The sequence below is a fragment of the Polaribacter litoreus genome, assembly GCF_054584775.1.
Window position 1 is genome coordinate 33859 of sequence record NZ_JBTLRD010000002.1, and the last position, 23255, is coordinate 57113.

Consider the following 23255-nt stretch of genomic DNA (forward strand, 5'->3'; position numbering starts at 1 on the left):
TAATCATACCATATATCCTACAAGGTCTTTTTTTTGACCTTGTAGGTATTTCAAACTCTTCATAAAATTCGGTTTAAACCTACAAGGTTTTTGAAACCTTGCAGGATGGAAAAAAGAATAATCTTTCAAAAATCCAAATGCAAAAAGAAGAAAAAAATAAAAACACTATTCTCGAAGAAGGCACCTACGAAATTATTCAAAGTCGTCTTCAAAAACAGAAAGATGCACTGCAAAGCAGACTTGGGCAATTAAACCAAGAACGATCAAAAGTTTTTGGTAGTGTAGAAACAAAACTGATTGCAAACAACAGAATCAATACAGAAAATAGCTGTATTGCTAGAGATATGATTACGATTGGCGATCTAAGTATTTTTGGCTACAATGTGCATTTTGGTTTACGAACCACCATCAAATTAAATGATGTATTCAGTATTTACACCTATGATGGAACCCAATTCGTCAACAAGAATTTAAGTCTTTTAGAAAACGAAACTTTCGTCAGAGATTTTACAAATCTTTATAAATATTACAGAAATACCATTTTTAGCAAATTCGCCATTATTGGCAATTATTTACATATGGTTTTTCAATTGAGTGAAAGTACTAGTGATATCAAAACCTTTAAATGGTTAATTAGTGATAGCACATTAACCTATATTGATAATAGAAGTGATCACGAATTTAAATTCCCAAATCAGCACGAATATCAATGGCAAGAGGTAACCAGAGATATGCATTTCTATGGGAAACATCCTCATATTGGCATTTTAGATAAGGTTTTTGTAGAAACAGTTGGAGGAGATTTAACCATAAAAATTGAGAATAATACCGAAGACGGAAAAGGTATTTATGATGAGCCAGTTACCCATCCAGATCAGACTTTAGACGATGGGCAATACCGATTTGCAGATTTAGGAAACTTGATTGTTTTAGAAATAAAACCATTTCAAGAAGCAACTCGTTATTTTGTCTATAATCATAAAATTCAAGAAGTTAAGAAAATCGACGCCATAAAAGACGCTGCAGTTTTGTTACCTAATGATCAAGGAATTATTTTTTCGAACGGATATTATTTGCAATCTGGAGCGTTTAAAATCTTCGATAATCAAATCTCTGATTTAAAATTTCAGGATAAAATTACGTCTCAAAATGGAGAAGATTTCTTCTATGTTTTTTATCAAGAAAAAACAGGTTTATATGTCTTGATGTCGTACAATGTTATCGAACAAGAAGTAAATACACCAATTATTTGCAACGGATTTACCTTCTTAAAAAATGGAGAACTCTGTTATTTTAAAGATGACGAGCAAACGCGCCATCATGTAATTCAGATTTGGCAAACACCATTTATTCAAGGTGCAGAAATACCATCAGAACATAAAGATTCTTTACTCTATAAAATTGGAAATAAAGACGTTGTAAAAGCAATGGCAGAATGCCAAGTGCTAATTACGCTCTTAAATAAAGAGGACAATTACGATGGCTTATATGAAGATATTGCCAAAAATTCATTAGATATTATTGATAGTTATTATTGGATTAACGAACCCAAAACTTATGAATTATCAGTTCCACTAAAAGCCATAAATGCAGCCGCAAATTCAGCGATTGATGAGTTTGATAAAGTGATGCAATTGCGTAAAAACGCGAAAAAAATAACAGAAGAAATTTCTGGAAAAACAAATCGTTTTTTTAGCAAAATAAAAAGTACATCGTTCAAAATTATTGATGATTTTGTAGCAGCATTATCCCAAGTAAGAACTTTACGAGGCGAAATTATCGGCTTTAAGGAAGTACGTTACGTTGATGTTGCCTATTTAGAAAAATTAGAGGAAGAATTAACGCAACAGGCTGATACCATTTCTCAAAGATGTGTGGCTTTTTTGTTAGATGAAAAAGCATTATTGCCTTATCATAAAAGGGTTGCTGAAAAAGAGACAGAATTAGAAAAAATAAGCAAAGTAATCGTTGCAAAAGCCTTAGAAAAAGAGGTAAACCAGATTGTGACTGATTTAGAATTACTGATAGAAATTGTTTCTAATTTAGAAATTGAAGACACCTCACATTCCACAAAAATTATTGATGCGATTTCGTTGATATTTTCAACAATCAATCAATTAAAAGCTGGAATTAAGAATAAAATAAAGAGTTTAAGTTCAGCTGAAGCTAGCGCAGATTTTGCAGCCAAGATTAAGTTGATAGATCAAAGTATTGTCAACTATTTAGACATTGCTACAACTCCTGAAAAAACAGATGAATTGCTAAATAAAGTAGCGATTCAATTGGAAGATTTAGAAGGTAGATTTGCAGATTATGACGAATTTATTGCTGATATTCTAGAAAAAAGAGAAGAGGTTTATAATGCGTTTCAGGCAAGAAAAAGTAGCATTATTGAAGCCAGAAATAAAAAAGCGGTTGCTTTAGAAACTGCTGCCAAACGTATTTTAAACGGCGTTGTTAAAAAAGCAGAAAGTTTTAAACTTCAGAATGAAATTAATGGGTATTTCGCATCCGATTTAATGATTGGAAAATTGCGAGACATCATCACTCAATTGTATGATTTAGATGATGGTGGAAAAGCAGAAATGATTGAAACTGGTTTAAAAACTGCCAAAGAAGATGCTACCCGAAAATTAAAAGACAAACAAGATTTATATGAAGATGGCGAAAACGTCATCAAGTTTGGGAAACATAAATTTGGGGTTAACAAACAAGTATTAGATTTAACGATTGTTTATAAAGATAAAACACTTTTTTACCATTTAACAGGTACAGATTTTTACCAAGAAATTGAAAATGAAGTGCTGTTGAAATCAGAGAAATACTGGGATCAATCTTTTGTTTCAGAAAACGAAAATGTGTATCGTTCATCCTATTTGGCATATAGAATTACTCAAGAAAATAATGTAGAAGAATTATACAATTTAAATGATGAAGAAATCCTGAATCTAGTAAAAAGTGTAGCTTCAAAAAGTTATACAGAAGGCTATACAAAAGGAGTTCACGATTTAGACGCATTTAAAATTTTAAAAACCTTTTTGGTCAAAGAAAACTCTTTAGGTCTGTTAAAGTTTCAACCAAAAATACGAGCGTTTGCACAATTGTTTTGGCATTGTTTATCCGAAGAAAAAAGAACTTATTATACTGATAAAATAAAAGCATCAGCAGAAGTGTTGAGCTTTTTTCCTAAAAGTGAAAGTCATTTTCAGTTGTTAGAAGATTTAGGCAAATCAATTCACACTACGTTTACTGAAACATTAGTAAATATTGATGAATTTAATGAATCGCTTCAAGTAGAAATTGCAACATATTTGTTTGAGGAATTGAGTAACGAAACGTCATTTTCTGTAAGTCAGAAAGCAATTTATTTATTTGAGGAATTCTCAAAAGCAATTCAAGATAAAAAGAATGTCCAGAATTTAAGAACTGAAATTCAATTAATAAAAAACGAAGCTTATAAAATTGATTTGGCAACAGAATGGATATCATCTTTCATTAAATCGAAACATATAAATGATGAAGCTTATATTTATGAAGTGGTATGTTTGTTTTTGTATGAAGATAAATCTGCAACAAATATTATAAATATAGAGGCAGAGGCAATCATTACAGATTTGTCAGGCAATCATCCATCTATAAAAGACCAAGAACTGCATTTCGATTATCACAAATTTGTAACCCAATTAAATCATTTTTCTAATGTTGAAGTTTCTGGATTTCATCAATATAAAAAAGAAAAACACCAGGTTACTGAAGATTTAAAAGAGGCTTTAAAGTTAGAAGAATTCCTACCAAGAGTATTGACTTCTTTTGTAAGAAATCAGTTGATAGACCAAGTGTATTTGCCACTTTTTGGAGATAATTTATCCAAACAATTAGGTAGTGTGGGTAGCAATAAACGTACAGACAGAATGGGTATGTTGTTGTTGATTTCTCCTCCAGGTTATGGAAAAACTACTTTGATGGAATATTTAGCAAATAGATTAGGATTCATTTTTATGAAGATAAATGGGCCAGCAATTGGGCACGAAGTTACGTCTGTAGATCCAATGTCTGCCAACAATATTGCAGCTCGTGAAGAATTGAAAAAGTTGAATTTAGCTTTTGAAATGGGAAACAACGTAATGTTGTATTTAGATGATATTCAGCATTGTAATCCTGAGTTTTTGCAAAAATTTATTTCTTTGGCAGATGGAACTCGTAAAATTGAAGGAGTGTATAATGGACAACCAAAAACCTACGATTTTAGAGATAAAAAATTCTGTGTAATTATGGCTGGGAATCCATATACAGAAAGTGGAGATAAGTTTCAAATTCCAGATATGTTAGCCAACAGAGCAGATATTTACAATCTGGGTGATATTATTGGTGATACTGAATCGTTATTTAAAATGAGTTTGATTGAAAATTCGTTGACCTCAAATCCTATTCTAAGTCAGGTTTCCAATACTCATTTTGATGATATTTATCAATTGATAAAAATTGTAGAAACAGGAAACAGAGAAGGAATAGAACTTAAAGGAAATTATACCAAACAAGAATTGAACGATTATCTGTCTGTTTTAGAAAAAGTAATGATTGTTAGAGATCGAGTGATGGAAGTAAATGCTGCCTACATAAAATCGGCTGCAATGGATGAACAAAACAGAACAGAACCTGTATTCAAATTGCAAGGTTCATATAGGGACATGAATAAATTGGTAGCTAAAATTGTTCCGATTATGAACAATAAAGAGCTAGAAACCTTGTTGAGCTCTCATTATGAAAATGAATCGCAAACGTTAACAAGTGCAGCAGAATCCAATTTATTAAAATATAAAGAATTGGGTGGTTTATTAACTTCGGATGAAAAACAACGTTGGGAAACGATTAAAACTACTTTTGTAAAAAACAACAAATTAAAAGGTTTTGGTAACGCAAATGAAATGGCACAGGTGCTAGCACAAATGATGCAATTCAGCGAACATCTTGGAGGAATACAAGAAGTTTTGAAAAAAGGATTAGAGAAATAAATCAAATAACGTATTTTTGAGGCATCAATGAAGCAATATTTATGAGCGAAGTAAGACATAACTGGACGAAAGAAGAAATATTAGAAATCTATAACAGACCTTTAATGGATTTGTTATACGAAGCTGCAACCATCCATAGAAAACAACATAATCCAAATGTTGTACAAGTATCTACTTTATTATCGATAAAAACTGGTGGATGTTCTGAAGACTGTGGTTATTGTCCTCAAGCAGCAAGATATCATACTAATATAGAAGGTAATGATTTAATGACGATAAATCAGGTAAAAGCACAAGCCTTAAGAGCTAAAGAGGCTGGTAGTTCTAGAGTTTGTATGGGAGCTGCTTGGAGAAATGTAAAGGATGGTGAAGAGTTTGACCAAGTGTTAGAAATGGTAAGAAGTATCAACAAGTTGGATATGGAAGTTTGCTGTACCTTAGGTATGGTTACTGAAAACCAAGCACAACGTTTGGCAGAAGCTGGGTTGTATGCCTATAACCACAATTTAGATTCATCAGAAGAATATTATAAAGAAGTAATTTCTACAAGAGGATATCAAGACAGATTAGACACCATAGATAATGTGCGTAAAACAAACGTAACTGTTTGTTCTGGTGGAATTATTGGAATGGGAGAATCTGCAGAGGATAGAGCAGGAATGTTAGTAGCGTTATCAACTTTAAATCCACAACCAGAATCCACTCCAATTAATGCATTAGTAGCTGTTGAAGGTACGCCTTTAGAGGATGAAAAACCAGTTGAAATTTGGGATATGATAAGAATGGTTGCTACTACAAGAATTGTGTTGCCAGAAACCCAAGTGCGTTTATCTGCTGGAAGAACGCAAATGAGTAGAGAAGGACAAGCCATGTGTTTCTTTGCTGGGGCGAATTCTATTTTTGCAGGTGATAAATTATTGACGACTCCAAATCCTGATGTAAATGAGGATATGAAAATGTTTGAGTTGTTAGGATTACAACCACAAAAACCGTTTACAAAAAAAGTACAACCACAAACTGTAGAGGCAAAAGACTCTCAATTTGAAGCGTTAGGTGAAAAACCGAAATGGACGAGACCAGATCATAAAATTGAAAGAAATGAAGCTGCAAAACAAAAAGGAAAAGCAGTAAAAATTTAGATAATATACAACCTTTACTTCATAACCATCGTCTATTTTTAGAGGATGGTTTTCTTTTACATAACAATTTTATAACATTTTATTAATTTTGTTTTCTAAATTTTCAAGTAATGTCTTTAAACTTATCAAAAGTAGATCGTGTAAAAACGATAACTAAAGAAGATTTTATTCTAAAATATTTTAAACCTCAAAAGCCAGTAGTTATTGAGAATTTTACAGAAGACTGGCCAGCATATTCTAAATGGAGCTTAGATTATATGAAAAGGGTTGCTGGTGATAAAATAGTTCCTTTGTATGATGATAGGCCAGTAGATTACAAAGACGGTTTTAACGAGCCTCATGCAACAATGAGGATGGCTGAATATGTTGATTTATTAAAACGTGAGCCTACAAAATTTAGAATTTTTCTGTGGAATATTTTAAAAGAAGTACCAATACTACAAAAAGATTTTCTGTATCCTGATTTGGGTGTTCGGTTGCTAAAAGGCTTACCAATGTTGTTTTTTGGTGGTAGAGATTCACATACCTTTATGCATTATGATATCGATTTAGCAAATATTTTCCATTTCCATTTCGAAGGAGAAAAAGAGGTGATTTTATTCGATCAACAACAAAATAAACACTTATATAAAATCCCTTTTTCGTTAATTACAAGAGAAGATATTGATTTTTCTAACCCTGATTTTAATAAATGGCCTAACTTAAAAAAAGCAGAGGGTTTTAAAACGACTTTAAAACACGGAAATATGTTGTATATGCCAGAAGGATATTGGCACTATATGAAATATGTTACACCTGGTTTTTCTATGAGCCTAAGAGCACTAGCTAGAAATCCTAAAAATTTAGGTAAAGCAATTTATAATGTGCTTATAATGCGATCTTTAGATAATTTAATGAGAAAAATTAAAGGACAAAATTGGATAGAATGGAAAAATAAGCAGGCAATATTAAATAATTGATAATAATTATTAATAATTAGCATAAGCAACTCTTTTGTATTAAATTCGGTGTTACCAAACCGAATAATATTGCTAAACTATGAAAGCCTGTCCAAGATGCAAATCTGTGTCCAGACACAGATTAAAAAGAAAAGGAGTTGTAAAACTAATACCCGGTGCAAAAAGTTACGGTTGCGATAAATGCAATGCCCAGTATACCTGGTTCTCCATCATCAATAGAACGTTAAGAGTATAAACATTATTTAATTATATGTGTTTAGATGACTAGTTATATTCAAAATCTCCCTTTTAAAAGAATAAAAATGAAAAGATTTAAGTCAATTATGTATAGTGTAATTGATTGATTATAAGTTAAATTGCATTGTAAAAGCATTAAATACCTCTAATTATGAAAGCTTGTCCTAAATGTAAATCGACATCGAGATATAGAATGAGGCGAAACGGAATTATTCGTGTAATTCCTGGCACACATTCATACGCTTGCGATAAGTGTAATACAAGATATACGTATGTTTCGTTTTTAAATCGTTCTTTTTAATTAAAAAGAAACTGAATCCATAGGTAAGAAAGACAAAAACTGTCTTAAACTTTTAGAACTTATCATTTCGATTATAAAAAAATATTTATTGTAAAATAAAGCTATTATTTTGTGACTTTGACCTAAAATGATAGCGTAATAAATTCTTTATACAGCCTCTTTAAATTGGGTGTTAAAACTGGTTTTTTAACAGTATAATTCTTGTAACCAAAAACAAAAGTGCTGCTCCCTTTTCAGGACCTTTATTTGGAAAGTTTCAACAATTTTAGAGAACTAAAGACGTAAACATTTAAAAAAACGAATTAGTTCTGAATCACAAGTAGTTGCTTTTTTCTTTTTTGAATTATCTTTGGAAGTTCTTTGCATGCAAAACTGCAACGAACCTTAACAATAATGTTTTTATCTATAGCAGCGTTTATTTTTAGTTACAAGAACAATAAGAATCGACATTAAAAATAACTTTAAATTCTTTATATCTTTCATAAGGTAATTGTCTGTTTAAAAGTGTTTTATAGGTAAAAATTTGCTATTTTCTTTTCGAATATCATTAGTTAAAAGCCTGTTGGTTTTAGTTTATTGAAAAAGTATTAAATTTAGTACCAATAGATTGTTCGTTTTAAAATTAAAAAAACAGTATAACAAATGAGTAAAGTAACACCAAGAGGCGCATATCCACACGTAAAAGTTGTGGGCGATTTTATTTTTGTTTCAGGAACAAGTTCAAGAAGAGCAGACAACAGCATTGCAGGTGTTGTTATTATTGATGAAATGGGAACAAAAAAATTAGATGCATACTTGCAAACAAAAGCAGTTTTAGAAAACATCGATAAAAATTTAAAAACTGTGGGCGCAAGTTTACAAGATGTCGTAGATGTTTCCTCGTTTCTTGTAAATATGAACGATTTTGCAGATTACAATAAAGCGTATGCAGAGTTTTTTGAAAAAGAATCAGGTCCTACAAGAACAACAGTGGCTGTGCATCAATTACCACATCCAGATTTGGTTGTTGAGATTAAGGTAACAGCTTATAAAAAAGAATAATTGAATATTAATAATAAAGAATAGAGCGTCTATAATAAAGATTGCAGTGGTCTTTTTCTCTCTTCTTTTTTCTTTAATCTTTTAATGAAATGAAAATTCAAAACTACATCAATGGTGAATTTGTAAATCCAATTCAAGATAATTGGATTGATAACTATAATCCTTCAAATGGAGAAATATATTCTCAAACACCAAATTCATCTAAAGATGATGTAGAAAAAGCTTACCAAGCTGCAGCAAAAGCCTTTCCAAAATGGAGTAATTCTACCTTAGAAGAAAGAAGTAAAATATTATCTAAAATAGCCAATTTAATTTTAGAAAAAATAGAATTTTTAGCAGCAGCAGAATCTAAAGATAATGGAAAGCCAATAAGTCTAGCAAAACAAGTAGATATACCAAGAGCAGCAAGTAATTTTCAATTTTATGCAAATGCCATTACACAGTTTTCTACAGAAGCTCATGAAAGTGTGGGGTTAAATGCCATTAATTTTACATTACGTCAACCAATAGGAGTTGTGGGGTGTATTTCTCCTTGGAATTTACCTCTCTATTTATTCACTTGGAAAATTGCTCCAGCTATTGCAGCAGGCAATTGCGTAGTTGCAAAACCAAGTGAAGTTACACCAATGACAGCTTTTTTATTAGGCGAAATTTGTAACGAAGCTGGCCTACCAAAAGGAGTTTTAAATATTGTTCATGGTTTAGGGGCAACTACAGGTCAAGCAATTGTAGAACACTCAAACATCAAAGCAATTTCGTTTACAGGAGGTACAAAAACAGGAGCGCATATTGCTAAAATTACAGCACCAATGTTCAAGAAAGTATCTTTAGAATTAGGAGGTAAAAATCCGAATATTATTTTTGCAGATTGCGATTATGATAAAATGTTAGCAACCACTGTTCGTGCTTCATTTGCCAATCAAGGGCAAATTTGTTTGTGTGGCAGTCGAATTTTAGTTGAAGAGAAAATCTATGAAAAGTTTAAAACAGATTTTATCAAAAAAGTATCTAAGTTAAAAATTGGTCATCCATCAGAAGAAAATACAGATTTAGGCGCTTTAGTATCCAAAGAACATTTAGAAAAAGTAAAAAGTTACATAGATAGTGCAGAAAAAGAGGACGCTAAAATAATTTTTGGTGGTAAAAAAGTAGTGGTAAAAGGTGCTGAAAGCGGTTACTATTTACAACCTACAATTATTGAAGTTAAAGACAATAAATGCAAACTAAATCAAGAAGAAATTTTTGGTCCAGTAGTAACATTAATTTCATTCAAAACCGATAAAGAAGCCTTAACTTTAGCCAACGATACCAAATATGGTTTAGCAGCAATGCTTTGGACAAACAATTTAAACAGAACCATGCAATTTTCAAAACAATTACAAACAGGCATTATTTGGGTAAATACTTGGTTGTTAAGAGATTTAAGAACCCCTTTTGGTGGAGTTAAAAATAGTGGAGTTGGACGTGAAGGTGGTTTTGAAGCACTCAGATTTTTTACAGAACCAAAGAATATATGTATTGAATATAATGCCCACTCCAACTCCCCCAAAGGGATTGAGTGAGCAAGTTTATAAATAATAAAAACTCAGATTCCAGTTTGAGTTCCTCCCTTTTGGGGAGGTTAGGTGGGGCTACTATGAATAAAGAAATCAAAGAAAAAATCATTCAAGTTTGTAATGATAAAATTGCCAAAAAAGGAGAAAATGTTGGTTTGTCTTTTTATGCTTTTTTCAAAAATAAAAACGATAATCCAAAATTATTAATGCAAGTTGCCACTTGGTGGATAGAAACGCATCAATTAGATCATTTTGAAAAAGCGGTTAAGATTAAGCAAATGATTAAGGCTCACCCCAGCTCTCCCAAAGGGAGGGAGTGAGCAATATTATGAAAATAACAACAAAACTTTAACCACCCAGTTTAAAGTTCCTTCCCTTTGGGAAGGTTAGGATGGGCTTTTTATGAATTTAGAACTTAAAAACAAAAACGCATTAGTTTGTGGTAGCACACAAGGCATAGGTAAAGCAACTGCAATTTTATTAGCAGCAGAGGGTGCAAATATCACATTGTTAGCCAGAAACGAAGATAAATTGCAATCAGTTTTAGCAGAATTGCCAAATTCAGACCAAAAACATAATTATTTAGTTGCAGATTTTTCGCAGCCAGATGAGTTAAAAAAAGTGTTAGAAACATCAAGTTTACAGTTTCATATTTTGGTTAATAATACAGGAGGTCCTGCAGGAGGTCCAATTTTTAATGCAGAAATTGGTGAGTTCGAAAGAGCATTTACCCAACATTTAAAATGCAATCATATTTTAGTACAAACTGTGGCTCCATTTATGAAAACGCAATGTTTTGGTAGAGTAATTAATGTAATTTCTACCTCAGTAAAACAACCTTTAGAGGGTTTAGGAGTTAGTAATACAATTCGTGGAGCAGTTGCAAGTTGGTCTAAAACCATGGCAAATGAGTTGGGCGAATTTGGGATAACCGTAAATAATGTTTTACCAGGAGCCACGAATACAGAACGTTTAAATGAAATCATTAAAAATAAAGCAGAAAAAACTGGCTTAGCAGTAGAAAAAGTAGCAGAAATTATGATGAATGCTTCACCAGCAAAACGTTTTGCAAAACCAGAAGAAATTGCAAATGCTATTGTGTTTTTGGCTAGTGAAAAAGCAAGTTATATTAACGGAATTAACGTTCCTGTAGATGGTGGAAGAACAAAAAGTTTGTAAGCCTATCCCTAACCCTTCCAAAGGGAAGGGAATTAAGTTCTGAAAAATAATTACATTAGTAATTGAAATTTAAAAAAATATTAATCAAGAATTCCAATTCCCACCCAGATTGGAGTTCCTTCCTTTTGGGAAGGTTAGGATGGGCTTATTATGAATCTAGTACAACCAATAAATTTTAAAAAATGGATAGATGAACATCGTCATTTATTAAAACCACCTGTAGGTAACAAACAAGTTTGGGATAATGGCGAATATATTGTTATGGTTGTTGGTGGGCCAAATAATAGAAAAGATTATCATTATAACGAAACACCAGAATTTTTCTATCAATTAGAAGGCAATATGATTTTAAAAATCATAGACGATAAAGGCAAACAGATTGATGTAGAAATTAATGAAGGCGATATTTATTTACTGCCAGGTAAAGTACCACATTCACCACAAAGAAAAGAAAATACAGTAGGTTTGGTTATCGAATATCCACGTTCAGAAGGTATGTTAGATGCTTTAGAATGGTATTGTGAAAATTGCGGAAATCAATTGTATAGAGAAGAATTTAAACTCGATAATATAGAAACAGACATGCCTATTATTTTCGATAAATTTTATTCTGATAAAGAAAAATGCACTTGTGATAATTGTGGAACTGTAATGGAAGCTCCAAAAAAATAGCCCATCCTAACCTTCCCAAAGGGAAGGAATTCAGCACGAAAAGCTAAACAATAAAATTAAAAATGAAAATAGAATGTCAAATCCATTAGAAAACAAAAATGTTCTCCCTTTGGGGGATAGGGGGCTTCGTAAATTACGCATTAACGGACATTCGCATTTGTTGCCTTATCCAGAAGAAATTCCTCAGTTTATGAAAGAAAAAGAAATTTTTTGGGTAGATGATGAGCGAAAACACATGTTGCAAAAAGGCTGGAAAAGACCTGTAACAGATTCTAGTTTCTTTTTAGATGAAAAGCTAAAATGGATGGAAAGAAATAAACTAGATCATGCTGTTGTGCTGAATCTTTCTCAGTTATATGGTAATGGTTTGCGTTTAGAAGAGATGAAAAAAGCTTTGCGTTTTCAAAACGATTTTAATGCTAAGATTCAAAAAAATCATCCAAGTAAGTTTACTTGCGGTTTTGTGGTTCATCCTGGTTTTATTTATGGTGCTCTAGACGAAATTAAACGTTGTGTAGAAGAATTAGATTTAAAAGTACTTTGTTTGCCCACACATTTTATGGATTCTATTGGACAATGGAGATGTGTTTTTGATAAAGAAAATGACCGAATTTTTGAATTGGCAGATCAATATAAATTGGCCATTGAAATTCATCCTTATGATGGAGATAAAATGATAAAATTAGAAAATACCAATTGGCGTTTTCATTTAATTTGGATGCTGGCACAATGTGGAGATGCTTATCATTTTTATACGTTAAACGGAATGCAAGAACGTTTTAAAAATATTAGAACTTGTTTTGCGCACGGAGGTCAATTGGCACAAATGAACTTAGGAAGAAGAATTCAAGGTTTTGATGGCAGACCCGATTTGTTTGAAGGTAAATACCATCCTAGAAAAGCTGTGGGGCATAAAAATATCTTTTTTGATACTTTAGTACACGATACAGATTCATTAAAATTGATGTTACAAAGACAAGGAACCAAACAAGTGTTAATGGGCTTAGACGACCCTTATCCTTTAGGAGAAATGGAAAGTGATAAACAATCTTCTTATCCTGGTAAAATTTTAGATCTAGCTATCGAAAAAAATATTATTTCTGAAGTAGAAAAAGGTCAAATTTGGGAAGATAATGTGTTGCAATGGCTTTTTGGTGATGATGAAGTTGCAAAACAAAATTTAATTGATAAAATTCTTAGTTAAAAATCAGTAAGCAGTTGCCAGTCTGTTTTAACTGCCAACTGCCAACTGCTAACTGAAAACTAATTTCTATCCTTCACATTTTTGTAAAACTTCTTCAGCTCTTTTTAGTTGAAATTTAGGATAGAATTCGATATCTATTTTTTCTTCTTTACTCAATTCAATAGCCTTTTTAATTTGGTCGCAGTAGGGTTTGGTAGATTTTCCAAAAAACTTAGCTGCTCCCATATTCCATTCTGCATTAGCCAAAATAACTCTAGGGTTTTTAGGGGCTATAGCTAGTGCTTTTGCATATAATTGGGCATTTTTACCAGATAAAGACATGCCATATTTTTGACCATCAAAAGCAATATAGGCTGTATTTAGTAAGGCTTGAGCAGCAATAATTTCTGGATTATTTTCTGAATTTGATTTTGCCAAATCTAAAAATTCTTGAGCCCTGTTTAGTTTTGCGTTAAGTTTACTTTCCTCTTTTATTCCAAATGCGCTTAAAACTTCTACATAAGCAGTATAATAGGCAGGTAGCCAGTTTTCTGTTTCGGCTTTCGAGATTCTTTCAAATAGTTGAGAAGCTTTTACCATCTCGTTTTTTTCCCAATGTGCAAATGCTTTTTGCATTCCTTTTTGATATTTAGATTGTGCAGCAAGGATGCCAGTACATAAAATAGCGATAATTAAGATTGATTTTTTCATTGTATAAAAGATTGATTTTTGTGAATATATTTTTAAATTTTTATGTCTATAGATTTATTTTCAGATAATTGAAAGTTTGCATCATCGTATTTTGGAGGACCCATAAAACCTGTTGCGTTGTTAGAGCATCCATAATCTTCTTTTGGTATTCCTAGAAAATTGGTGTCCATTTTTTTATTGTCATTTTCGTCGTGTACAAAAGAAACTGCATATTCTCCTTTTGGTAGATTTTTAAAAACTACCACAGATTTTTTGTTTTTAATTTTTGCCAGATTTCCTTTAAATTGTTTTTTTAAGAAATCTTCTTTTTTGTTGTAAACAGCAACCATTAAAGTTCCTTTGTCAGAATTTAATCCAGATATGTTAACTGTTAAATCAAAGGTTTCTTCTTGTGCAATTGTTGATGAAATTCCGCTAAAGATAAAAACGATGATTAGGATTAGTTTTTTCATAATGTTATTTTTTATTGTTTTTGATTGATGATTCAAATATCTGATGTTTTTGCTTTAAATAAACAAGAAACATACCGAATTGTAATTTTTTGTTTCTGAACTGTTATTAAGGTTCTTTAATAGTACTATATTTATAATTCTGCCATTTGTTGATAGATTGGTTTAGCCCTGATTGAAGCATTTGTTTGAGCTCTCCCGATTTTTAATCGGGAAGCGAGTGCGAAAAGCAGGAAATAGCTTCTAAAAATATTATAAATTATCTAACTGATTCGATTTTTTATCATCGCTAATGGTCCAGAAAAAGCCTACAAAAAAGAAGCTGTCTGCATTGGGTACAATGGCTTGCCTATCGAAATTTCCATTGGTATTTGGTGTGTTTTTATAATTGTAGCCAAAAACATTTTTAGTGCCTAAAGCGTTGTTTACAGAGAAATACAAAATCTTTTGTTGGTCTATTAAATACGCCCAGTTTAAACTCACGGAATTGTAATTTTTAGTTTTTTGGTTTAAAAAACCGGGCTCATTTGGGTTTGTGTAGGTTCTACCAGACGCAAAATTGTAAGTAATACCTAATTGACTTTGCCATTTTTCTACCCAATGTTTAGCCACAATCGATAAATTATGAGCAGATGCAAAATTAGGTGTTGCTGAGGTTGTGTAGTTTCTGTAATCTCTTTCTGTGTCTAAGAATGAGTAAGAAACCCAATAATCTGTGTTTTTAATTTTTTGATTTTGTCTCCAAAAAATATCAATTCCTTTGGCATAGGCAGATCCGTTATTTGAAAAATTAGAATCGAAACTAGCTATTTCTGAATCGTACTTTACCAAATCTTTATAGTCTTTATAATAGGCTTCAATTCTAAAGATTTGATTCTTTTTTGTATGTTGATAATTGGCAATTAAATGCGAAGTATTTTCTGCTTTAAAATCTTGATGAAACTTTAAATAATTATTGCTAGGATTTTGATAAAACTGACCATAAGCCAATGATAATTGCGAATTTTTACCAGTTTTGTATGATAAAGATGCTCTTGGTGCTATTGTAAATTGGTTTAGTAAATCAGAATTTTCTGCTCTAATACCAATTTTTGCGGCTAAATTTTTAGAGAAAAAGAAATCTGTTTCTGCAAAAGAAGCAAATAGATTATTATTAAAACCATACTCAAATTTTTGATTGTTTATTGGGGTATAATCTTCGTTAAAATCGGTAATAAAATATTCAGAACCAAAGGCAATTCTAAATCTGCTAGAAAATTGTTTTCTTATTTTTACTTTAAAATGTGCCGAGTTTTCTGTGTTGTTTGCAACATCATCAATAATTTTAACGGTAGAATGATCATTGGTAAAACTTATACCACTTTCTATTTTCCAATTGTTGCCAAATTTATTCTTGTAGGTACTATTTATGTAGAGGTTTCTGTTTTGTAGACCAAACCGAAATCCGTCTTCGAAATTAATATCCTCTTGAATAACATCTAAATCTGTATAGCTAAAAGCGCCATATACTTTTAGCATAGAATCGTCTTTAAAACTGTGTCTGTAAACAGCTTCTCCACTTGCAGTTTGGTAAGGTTTTAGCCAATGATTTCTATCTGGAAATGCAGCTGTATAAGGACCAAGGTTTATGTAAGAAGTATTTATACTTAAAGAATTGTTATCCCAAATTTGTGTGTTGCCCAAACCAACACCCAATGTCATTAAAGAAATATCTGTTTTTTCTTGGTCTGGTTTGTCTATGGTTGTTAAATCTAAAACACCAGATAAAGCTTGCCCATATTCAGCAGAATAACCACCTGTAGAAAAGGTAATTCCTTTGAACAAAAAAGGAGAATAACGACCACGAGTTGGAGTGTTGTTTGGTGTTGGACTGTAAGGTGTAAAAACACGAACACCATCTATAAAAATTTGCGTTTCTTCTGCATTACCACCTCTAACAAAAAGACGACCATCTTCTGCTGCTGCAGAAGTTCCTGGTAAGGTTTGTAAAGCTCCTAAAACATCGCCAACAGCACTTGCTGTTGTAACAATATCCAAAGGTTTTAAAACGGTTACTTTTGCTTTTTCACCAGCTTTAAAAGTACCTGCGTTTATAGTTACTGCATCTAAAGCATTTACATCGTCTCTTAATTTTATTTGTAAGTTTTTGAATGTAGCAACATCATCTATTTTTACAAAAGTTTCAAAAGAAACAAAAGAAATGACTAAGGTTTGTGTACCAATTTCTTCTGTTTTAAAAGAAAATTCACCTTTTTCGTTGGTTGATGTTCCATCGTAAGTACCTTCTAAATATACACTTGCGCCTAAAATTGGTTGTTTTTTGGTGTCTGTAACTTTACCAGAAATTGTGGTTTGGGCAAATAAAGAAAATTGAGTTATGGTTAATAATAAGCATAAAATTCGTTTCATCATATTTCATTTTTTATGCTACAAAGATGTTCTGATAAAACGTTAAAAAATAAAAAGAAATACTGAGTTGTAGTTTTTGATTGATGAATTGTATCGTTAAAATATAGGTGTATTTCTATAATTTTAAAGGGTTATTATAACCGCAATTACATTAATCAATTGGAATACAAAAATCTACAATAAATTTATTTTCAGGATGTTCTGTTGCGTCATTGTAATAAATTTCAAACGGATTTGCAATAGCTTTTTTGTAACCATTTTCTGACATCCAAGCAAATGAAGATTCCCAAGCTTGTTGAAATTGAAAAGGTGCAATTTCGAATCGGGAAATGATACATTTTGTTGGGGGCAATACTTTTAAATTTATAGCTCCATTTATATCATCTATAGGTTCATTAAGTATTATACAAGCACTCATTCTTATATTATTGGGGTCTGTAATTTTAGGGCTATCATGATAAATAGTTACCATTCTGGTTTGCTCATTTATTAATCCTTTTGGTGTGGCCCATTTTACTAATTTGTTATAAACACTACTAATTGCTTCTATTTTTCCTTTATGAGAAATGTATGCTAAATCTAATCGTGGTGTTTTTTTTATTTCTGGTTTCGTGTTCATTTTTAACCAATTTAATGCGTTATTAATATTACAAATATATTGCTCAAAACTAATTTCAATTTGTCCTTTCTTGCTTTCTGTTTTGCTAATCTTGCTAAATTTATAAGCACTTGCTTCTTTGAATTTGGATGGCGAAATTCCGTAGAATTTTTTAAAAGACTTAGAAAATGATGACAAATTAAGAAAACCTACAAGCCCTGAAACTTCTGTTACCGTTTTTTCTTTTTGATGTAATAAATAAGAAGCGGCTTTTTCTATTCGTTTTCTATTGATGAAATTTTGTAAAGTTTCATTAGTAACAACTTTAAATAATCTATGAAAATGATAAGGAGAAAAAAAGGCTTTTTGAGCAACTTTTTCTAAGGATAGTTTTGTGTCTAAATTTTCTTCAATATACACAATGACATCACAAATTCTGATAACAGTTGTATTTGAGATTTGGTGATGTTTTTTCAATCGAGTTTGTTTTGTAGTTTGTAGAAAATAAATCCACCTGCAAAATATAAAATAATATCGATGTAATCTTTGGTATATCTTGCTAAATAATTGGGGAAAACAAATTCGAATAAAACACCATACATACAACAGATGTATAGAATTATAGACATTTTTAAAGTGAAATTTGGATTATTTCTAGACCATCTTAAAAAGTACAAACTTAGATAAAGTACAATAGGTATAATTAAAAAATCATTCAAATAATTATTGATGACTTTGGGTAAAGAAATATTAAAATATTGCAGAAGATAAATTGTAATACCAAAAAAGATTGATGAAATACAATAGATAGATAATTTTTTATTCATGTTAACCAGCTGCAACCATTGCAATAAACCAAGCTAAACCAGCACCAATAACGCTTACCACAGTAATTACAGAATACAATACCCAACCAGCAGCTTTAAAAAAGAAATTAGGATGTTTTTTTAAACGCTCAGCTAAATTAGGATTTTCTATTTCGTGCCTAGCTTCATTAATTTGTTTTTGCTTAACTTCTTCTACTTTAATTTCCCTTTTTTTCTGATATGAGATTAAATGACCACAATTTTCACAATAGTCTTTATTGGTGTTAAAAACTCCACAATTTGGACATTTTATACTTCTCATAATTTTCTTAAATTAATTTATTTTTCTTTTTAAAAGGACGAATAATTAATCGAGTTTCTCTATCAAAACGAATGTAATTATACACCCAATTTAAAAATACAATGGCTCTATTTCTAAAACCAATTAAAGAAAAAAGATGCACAAACATCCAAACAAACCATGCAAAAACTCCCTGAAATTTCCATTTTGGCAAATCTACAACAGCTTTATTACGTCCTATGGTTGCCATTGAACCTTTATCGTTATAAACAAATGCTTTTTGTTTTTTATTAAAAAGTTTAGCTAAGATATTTTTTGCCACTAATTTTCCTTGCTGAATAGCAGGTTGTGCCATCATTGGATGTCCATGAGGATTTTCTTTAGAAACCATACAAGCAACATCGCCAATGGCATAAATATTTGGGTGATTTACAACCTGATTAAATTCGTTTACTTTTACTCTAGCTGCTCTTTCAATTACACATTCCGCTTGTAAACCATCAACCATTTCTCCTTTTACACCAGCTGCCCAAATAACAGTTTCTGCTCTAAAATGATCTTCGCCATTAGTGGTTACAATTTTACCATCATAATCTAAAACACTTAAATTTTTCCAAACATTAACGCCTAATTTTATCAAGAAATCTTCGGCTTTTTCAGAAGCTTTTGCGCTCATCCCTTTTAAGATTTCTCCAGAACTTTGTATCAGATTAATGTTCATTTGCCTAATATCTAAATCAGGATAATCTTTAGGTAAAATTCCTTTTTTCATTTCTGCTAAAGCACCAGCTAACTCAACTCCAGTTGGACCACCACCTACAATTACAAAATTCATTAAGGCTTTTCTTTCTTCTAAGTTTGATGTTAAAAGTGCTTCTTCAAAATTTTCTAAAATTAGACTTCTAATGTTTAAAGATTGTGGCACAGATTTCATTTCCATGGTGTTTTTTTGGATGTTTTTGTTTCCAAAAAAGTTGGTTGTAGAACCTGTTGCAATAATTAATTCATCATAATCTAGATTACCTATAGACGTTTCAATTTCGTTTTTATCAGGATTAATTTTGATAACATTTGCTAATCTAAAGTAAAAATTCTCTACATCATTAAAACGTTTTCTTAACGGAAATGCTATAGAATCTGGTTCTAAACCACCTGTTGCAACTTGATAAAGAAGAGGCTGAAAAGTATGATAATTGTGTTTGTCTATTAAAACTACTTGCAGTTCTTGTTTTTCTAAACCTTTTGCTGCTGCCAAACCTGCAAAACCACCACCAATAATTACGACTCTAGGAAAACTTGATTGTGGAATATTCATAGTAGAATTTTAAAAAAAAACAAATTTACAGAAAAGAATACTTTTAAATTTTTATTTCTTTAAAACTTATAGAGAACATATAGGTTTTTATTTAAAAAGTCATTCATACAAAAAAAGCGACAACCTATACATTTTGATATTGTAGTGCTTTAAATCAGTTTTAATTTTACAGCATAAAAAAATAACTTATGAAAAAAATACTATTTATTACAGTTTTTGTAGCACTTAATTTTTTTAGTGTTCATTCTCAGACTCTTCATTTTACTGGAAGTGTAAATCAAAACGATACAGCTATAGACACCAATGGAAATATTATTACAGTTGGTGCAGTATCTGGTAATGTTGATTTTTATCCAAATACTAATGGTTTTACGCATAGTACCCAACACCCAGGAGATGTAAATGCTTATATTACAAAAATATCGAATGCAGGTAATGTACTTTGGGCTAAGGTTTTAAAAACAGAAGAAGTAAACAACAATCCACTGGAAATATCTACAATTACTCATGTAGCTATAGATGGTAATGATAACATTTATGTGGCAGGAAGGTATAAAGGAATTATTCACTTAGACGATTCGATAGTTTTAAACAGTAACTCTGTAGAAAATTACAATTCTTTTATTATTAAATATGATACAAATGGCGCTGTTTTATGGCATAAAGAATTTCTTGATTATGATACGCAACAAAATGGATTTGCTGATGAGTATATTCATCAAATTAAAGTAGATAATAATAAATTGTATGTTGGTTTAACTTTTAAAGGAAATGTCGATTTTGGTTTTGAATCAAACAATACTTCTATTATCAGTCAGTCTTCAAATAACGGCACTCTTAATGACGTTGTTTTAATTCAGTACGATTTAAATGGTACAGAAAATCGTATTGATAGAATTGAAGGTGTAAACGTAGGTTTTAAAAGTTTTGATAACGTAGACTTAATTTTAGTCGATTTTTCAATATCTGATACTCATACCGCTCTTTTAGCAAGAAGTGGAAGTAGTAGAACTTTAAAAATTATAAACCTTTCTGATACAGGAACTTTAACAGACATACAAACATTAGCTGTAAATACTGCCTATTCTTCTTTTTTTCCTACAAAAATTGCCTTAGATACAGATAAAAATGTTTTTATAGCTGGCAGATTTAAAGGTTCTGTTGATGTGAATCCTGATTTAACCATCAACAATTCTTTAGAAGCTTCTGGTTCATACTCTGATATATTTATCTTAAAATTAGACGAGAACAATAAATTTTTATGGGTGAAGCAAATACCGAATTTATCTGCAATTTATACTCAAATGCTCAACGATTTAAAGATTGTAGACGGTAATCCAATTCTTTTTGGAAATGTAAGGTTGAGATCATTTGCTAATTATGATTTAAGTGGCGAAAACACAGACGCAACTACAATAAAAGGAGAAAATGGTTTCTTTGTAAGCGAATTTTCGAATACAACTGGGGCTTTTTCTAAAGCAATATTTTTTAAATACTATGATACTTTTGGAAATATACCTGGTCAAAATTTTGGAACCGATTTAGAATTCTTTAATAACAATCTTTATATATCTGGTCCGCTATTAACAAACGGAACAGTAGATTTTTTAGACAAATCTTTAACATTAGAAACCAATAAATTCGGAAGTTTTATAACTAAGTTTTCGATAGATAATTTAGGTAACACATTGTCTTTAGATGAGAATGATTTATTAGAAAAAAAACAAGCTGTTTATCAAAATAATAATAGGTTTATTACAAGAAATAATCAAGTGTCATTAGAAGTTTATAGCATTTTGGGTAAAAGATTAGAAAATAGAAATTTAAAACCTGGAATCTATTTAGTTAAGGCTGTAGATAAAAAATTAAATGCATTTAAAATATTTAAAAGAATTATTCAGTAATTTTTAGAATCATAAAAAACGCTCATTATTATAAACATAGTGAGAGATTTTTATGATTTAAAAGATGTTTTAATTGTGGATAAACTTTTGTCGGAGTTGATGAATACTGAAATTACTTCTTTGATCAATTGATCTTTTTGCAAGTCGAAATAATTTGTCCATTTATCATCTTTAAATAAAAGATTGATTTGTTTAGCCCTTTTTTGAGCTTCTGAGTAATTAAATAAATGTTGTTGATTTTCTTTTTTCTTTGGATGAATTTTTACAGTTTTATCATCGAAATTAACAGCAATCCAAAAGTTTTTTTCGGTTGAATTTATAGGATGAAAATCTGACCATTTTGCAAAACCAATAATCGTTTTTTGATTTTTGTAAGTATCATTAGTACTGATTTTCCATCTGCAATTGGCAACTCTTCCCCAATGATTGGATTTTCTGTAAACTCCTTCATCAGTATAAAAATACAGGCTTTCAGATTTACTTTTATAATTGGTGTTTTCTGGAAAATGAAAATTATCTACTTGTTGAAACTCACAAAAAGTATGTTTAAAAAAGTTTTTTGAATTGTATTTTTTTGATGTATTCATTTACTGAATCACTAATTTTCTAGAAGGTTCTCTTTCAAAACCCTCAACAAAAACGGTATCTTTGCTAAATTTTACTTTTGCAAAAGCAGAGGTGTTTTCGGTATCAACCATACCTTTAAAAGTAAGGTAATGTACATTATCTACAAACTCGTATGCACCTGCATGATTATGGCCATTAAAAAATAATTTTACGTTTTTATAAGGTTTTATCAGCGATAAAAATTGTTCTCTATTCCAGATATTATGTTGGTCTATAGGATAAATAGGAAAGTGACAATAAAAACCAACTTTTTGATTTTGTTTGGTTGCTAATTCTAATTCAGATTTTATCCAAGCTAATTGTTTATTGCTTAAAGCTCCGTTCCATTTTTTTACATAAGGTAAATTTTTGTTTTTTAATAGATTAAAAAGTGAGTCTGTTTGCTGTTTTTTATCCGAAGAAATTGCACCATGAAAACTTAAATCATTACCATCTAAAACAATAAATCGCCAATCATTTTGTATAAAACTATAATATCTATTTTGTAGGTTTAGTTTAGAAATAATCTTCTCTTTATTAAGCTCATCAACATCAAAATCGTGATTTCCTAAAACGTGATAAGTGTTCGATTTTAAACTGTTCCAAGTTGGCAAAATACTGTCTAAACTAGCCATTTTTTGATCTATAAAATCACCCAAATGAATGGTATAACTTAAAGAATCTTTATTTAATTCTGTTACAGCTTCTTTTAATCTTTGTGGCGATTTTTTGTAATATCGATCCCATTTTACATCGCAATTACAATATTGGCAATCTGAAATAACACCAATTTTAAACGATTCATTTTTGGAACTTTTACAAGCGAATCCGATAGTTAATAAAACTAAAAATAAAAGTAGTTTTTTCATTATTTGGT

General features: G+C 30.7%; 19 protein-coding genes. 10 read left to right on the forward strand and 9 right to left on the reverse strand.

Annotated elements, in window-relative coordinates; genetic code table 11:
• Nucleotides 1–137: 137 nt before the first annotated feature.
• The 9 genes from ACW9UN_RS01340 (at nt 138) to ACW9UN_RS01380 (ending at nt 13300) form a co-directional block, all read left to right on the forward strand.
• Nucleotides 138–5012 (forward strand): DNA repair ATPase, encoded by a 4875-nt coding sequence (locus ACW9UN_RS01340; protein ID WP_459483198.1) that lies wholly within the window; start codon nt 138–140, stop codon nt 5010–5012.
• Between the two features lie 41 nt (nt 5013–5053).
• Complete coding sequence (gene bioB / locus ACW9UN_RS01345; protein WP_459483200.1) at nt 5054–6151, forward strand: biotin synthase BioB; 1098 nt, start codon at nt 5054–5056, stop codon at nt 6149–6151.
• A gap of 110 nt (nt 6152–6261) precedes the next feature.
• The gene (locus ACW9UN_RS01350; RefSeq protein WP_459483201.1) at nt 6262–7110 is read left to right on the forward strand and encodes a cupin-like domain-containing protein; all 849 of its coding nucleotides are present in this window, start codon (nt 6262–6264) and stop codon (nt 7108–7110) included.
• Nucleotides 7111–8290: 1180 nt separating this feature from the next.
• Nucleotides 8291–8689, forward strand: coding sequence for a RidA family protein (locus tag ACW9UN_RS01355; RefSeq protein WP_459483203.1), 399 nt, complete (start codon nt 8291–8293; stop codon nt 8687–8689).
• Between the two features lie 89 nt (nt 8690–8778).
• Entirely contained in the window at nt 8779–10251 is a 1473-nt protein-coding gene (locus ACW9UN_RS01360; RefSeq protein ID WP_459483205.1) for an aldehyde dehydrogenase, read from the forward strand.
• Between the two features lie 74 nt (nt 10252–10325).
• Complete coding sequence (locus ACW9UN_RS01365) at nt 10326–10565, forward strand: DUF6500 family protein (RefSeq protein ID WP_459483207.1); 240 nt, start codon at nt 10326–10328, stop codon at nt 10563–10565.
• An 82-nt stretch (nt 10566–10647) separates the two neighbouring features.
• Nucleotides 10648–11424 (forward strand): SDR family oxidoreductase, encoded by a 777-nt coding sequence (locus tag ACW9UN_RS01370; protein ID WP_459483209.1) that lies wholly within the window; start codon nt 10648–10650, stop codon nt 11422–11424.
• 147 nt (nt 11425–11571) lie between these two features.
• A complete protein-coding gene (locus tag ACW9UN_RS01375; protein ID WP_459483592.1) occupies nt 11572–12096 on the forward strand; it encodes a 3-hydroxyanthranilate 3,4-dioxygenase in 525 nt (174 codons plus the stop codon).
• 73 nt (nt 12097–12169) lie between these two features.
• Nucleotides 12170–13300, forward strand: a complete 1131-nt coding sequence (locus ACW9UN_RS01380) for an amidohydrolase family protein (protein WP_459483211.1) — start codon at nt 12170–12172, stop codon at nt 13298–13300.
• Between the two features lie 66 nt (nt 13301–13366).
• Here the strand turns inward: ACW9UN_RS01380 and ACW9UN_RS01385 are convergent, their stop codons facing one another.
• The 7 genes from ACW9UN_RS01385 to ACW9UN_RS01415 all read right to left on the reverse strand — a co-directional run bounded on the left by ACW9UN_RS01385 (nt 13367) and on the right by ACW9UN_RS01415 (nt 19868).
• Nucleotides 13367–13990 (reverse strand): hypothetical protein, encoded by a 624-nt coding sequence (locus tag ACW9UN_RS01385; RefSeq protein WP_459483213.1) that lies wholly within the window; start codon nt 13988–13990, stop codon nt 13367–13369.
• Nucleotides 13991–14022: 32 nt separating this feature from the next.
• Entirely contained in the window at nt 14023–14442 is a 420-nt protein-coding gene (locus tag ACW9UN_RS01390) for a DUF2141 domain-containing protein (RefSeq protein ID WP_459483215.1), read from the reverse strand.
• A gap of 249 nt (nt 14443–14691) precedes the next feature.
• Nucleotides 14692–16848 carry a TonB-dependent receptor gene (locus ACW9UN_RS01395; RefSeq protein WP_459483594.1) on the reverse strand — a complete coding sequence of 719 codons (2157 nt, stop codon included), beginning with the start codon at nt 16846–16848 and terminating at the stop codon, nt 14692–14694.
• A 151-nt stretch (nt 16849–16999) separates the two neighbouring features.
• Nucleotides 17000–17923: an AraC family transcriptional regulator gene (locus tag ACW9UN_RS01400; protein WP_459483217.1), complete on the reverse strand. Its 924-nt coding sequence runs from the start codon at nt 17921–17923 to the stop codon at nt 17000–17002.
• Nucleotides 17920–18273, reverse strand: a complete 354-nt coding sequence (locus ACW9UN_RS01405; protein ID WP_459483219.1) for a hypothetical protein — start codon at nt 18271–18273, stop codon at nt 17920–17922. The genes ACW9UN_RS01400 and ACW9UN_RS01405 overlap by 4 nt, the downstream gene beginning before the upstream one ends.
• Nucleotide 18274: 1 nt before the next feature.
• Nucleotides 18275–18574, reverse strand: a complete 300-nt coding sequence (locus ACW9UN_RS01410; protein ID WP_459483221.1) for a hypothetical protein — start codon at nt 18572–18574, stop codon at nt 18275–18277.
• 7 nt (nt 18575–18581) lie between these two features.
• Complete coding sequence (locus ACW9UN_RS01415) at nt 18582–19868, reverse strand: NAD(P)/FAD-dependent oxidoreductase (protein WP_459483223.1); 1287 nt, start codon at nt 19866–19868, stop codon at nt 18582–18584.
• 188 nt (nt 19869–20056) lie between these two features.
• Between ACW9UN_RS01415 and ACW9UN_RS01420 the strand changes: the two genes are divergently transcribed.
• Nucleotides 20057–21772 (forward strand): hypothetical protein, encoded by a 1716-nt coding sequence (locus ACW9UN_RS01420; protein WP_459483224.1) that lies wholly within the window; start codon nt 20057–20059, stop codon nt 21770–21772.
• 50 nt (nt 21773–21822) lie between these two features.
• Here the strand turns inward: ACW9UN_RS01420 and ACW9UN_RS01425 are convergent, their stop codons facing one another.
• Nucleotides 21823–22359 (reverse strand): hypothetical protein, encoded by a 537-nt coding sequence (locus tag ACW9UN_RS01425; RefSeq protein ID WP_459483226.1) that lies wholly within the window; start codon nt 22357–22359, stop codon nt 21823–21825.
• On the reverse strand, nt 22360–23247 hold the full coding sequence (locus ACW9UN_RS01430) for a metallophosphoesterase (RefSeq protein WP_459483228.1): 888 nt from the start codon (nt 23245–23247) through the stop codon (nt 22360–22362).
• Between the last annotated feature and the right edge of the window lie 8 nt (nt 23248–23255).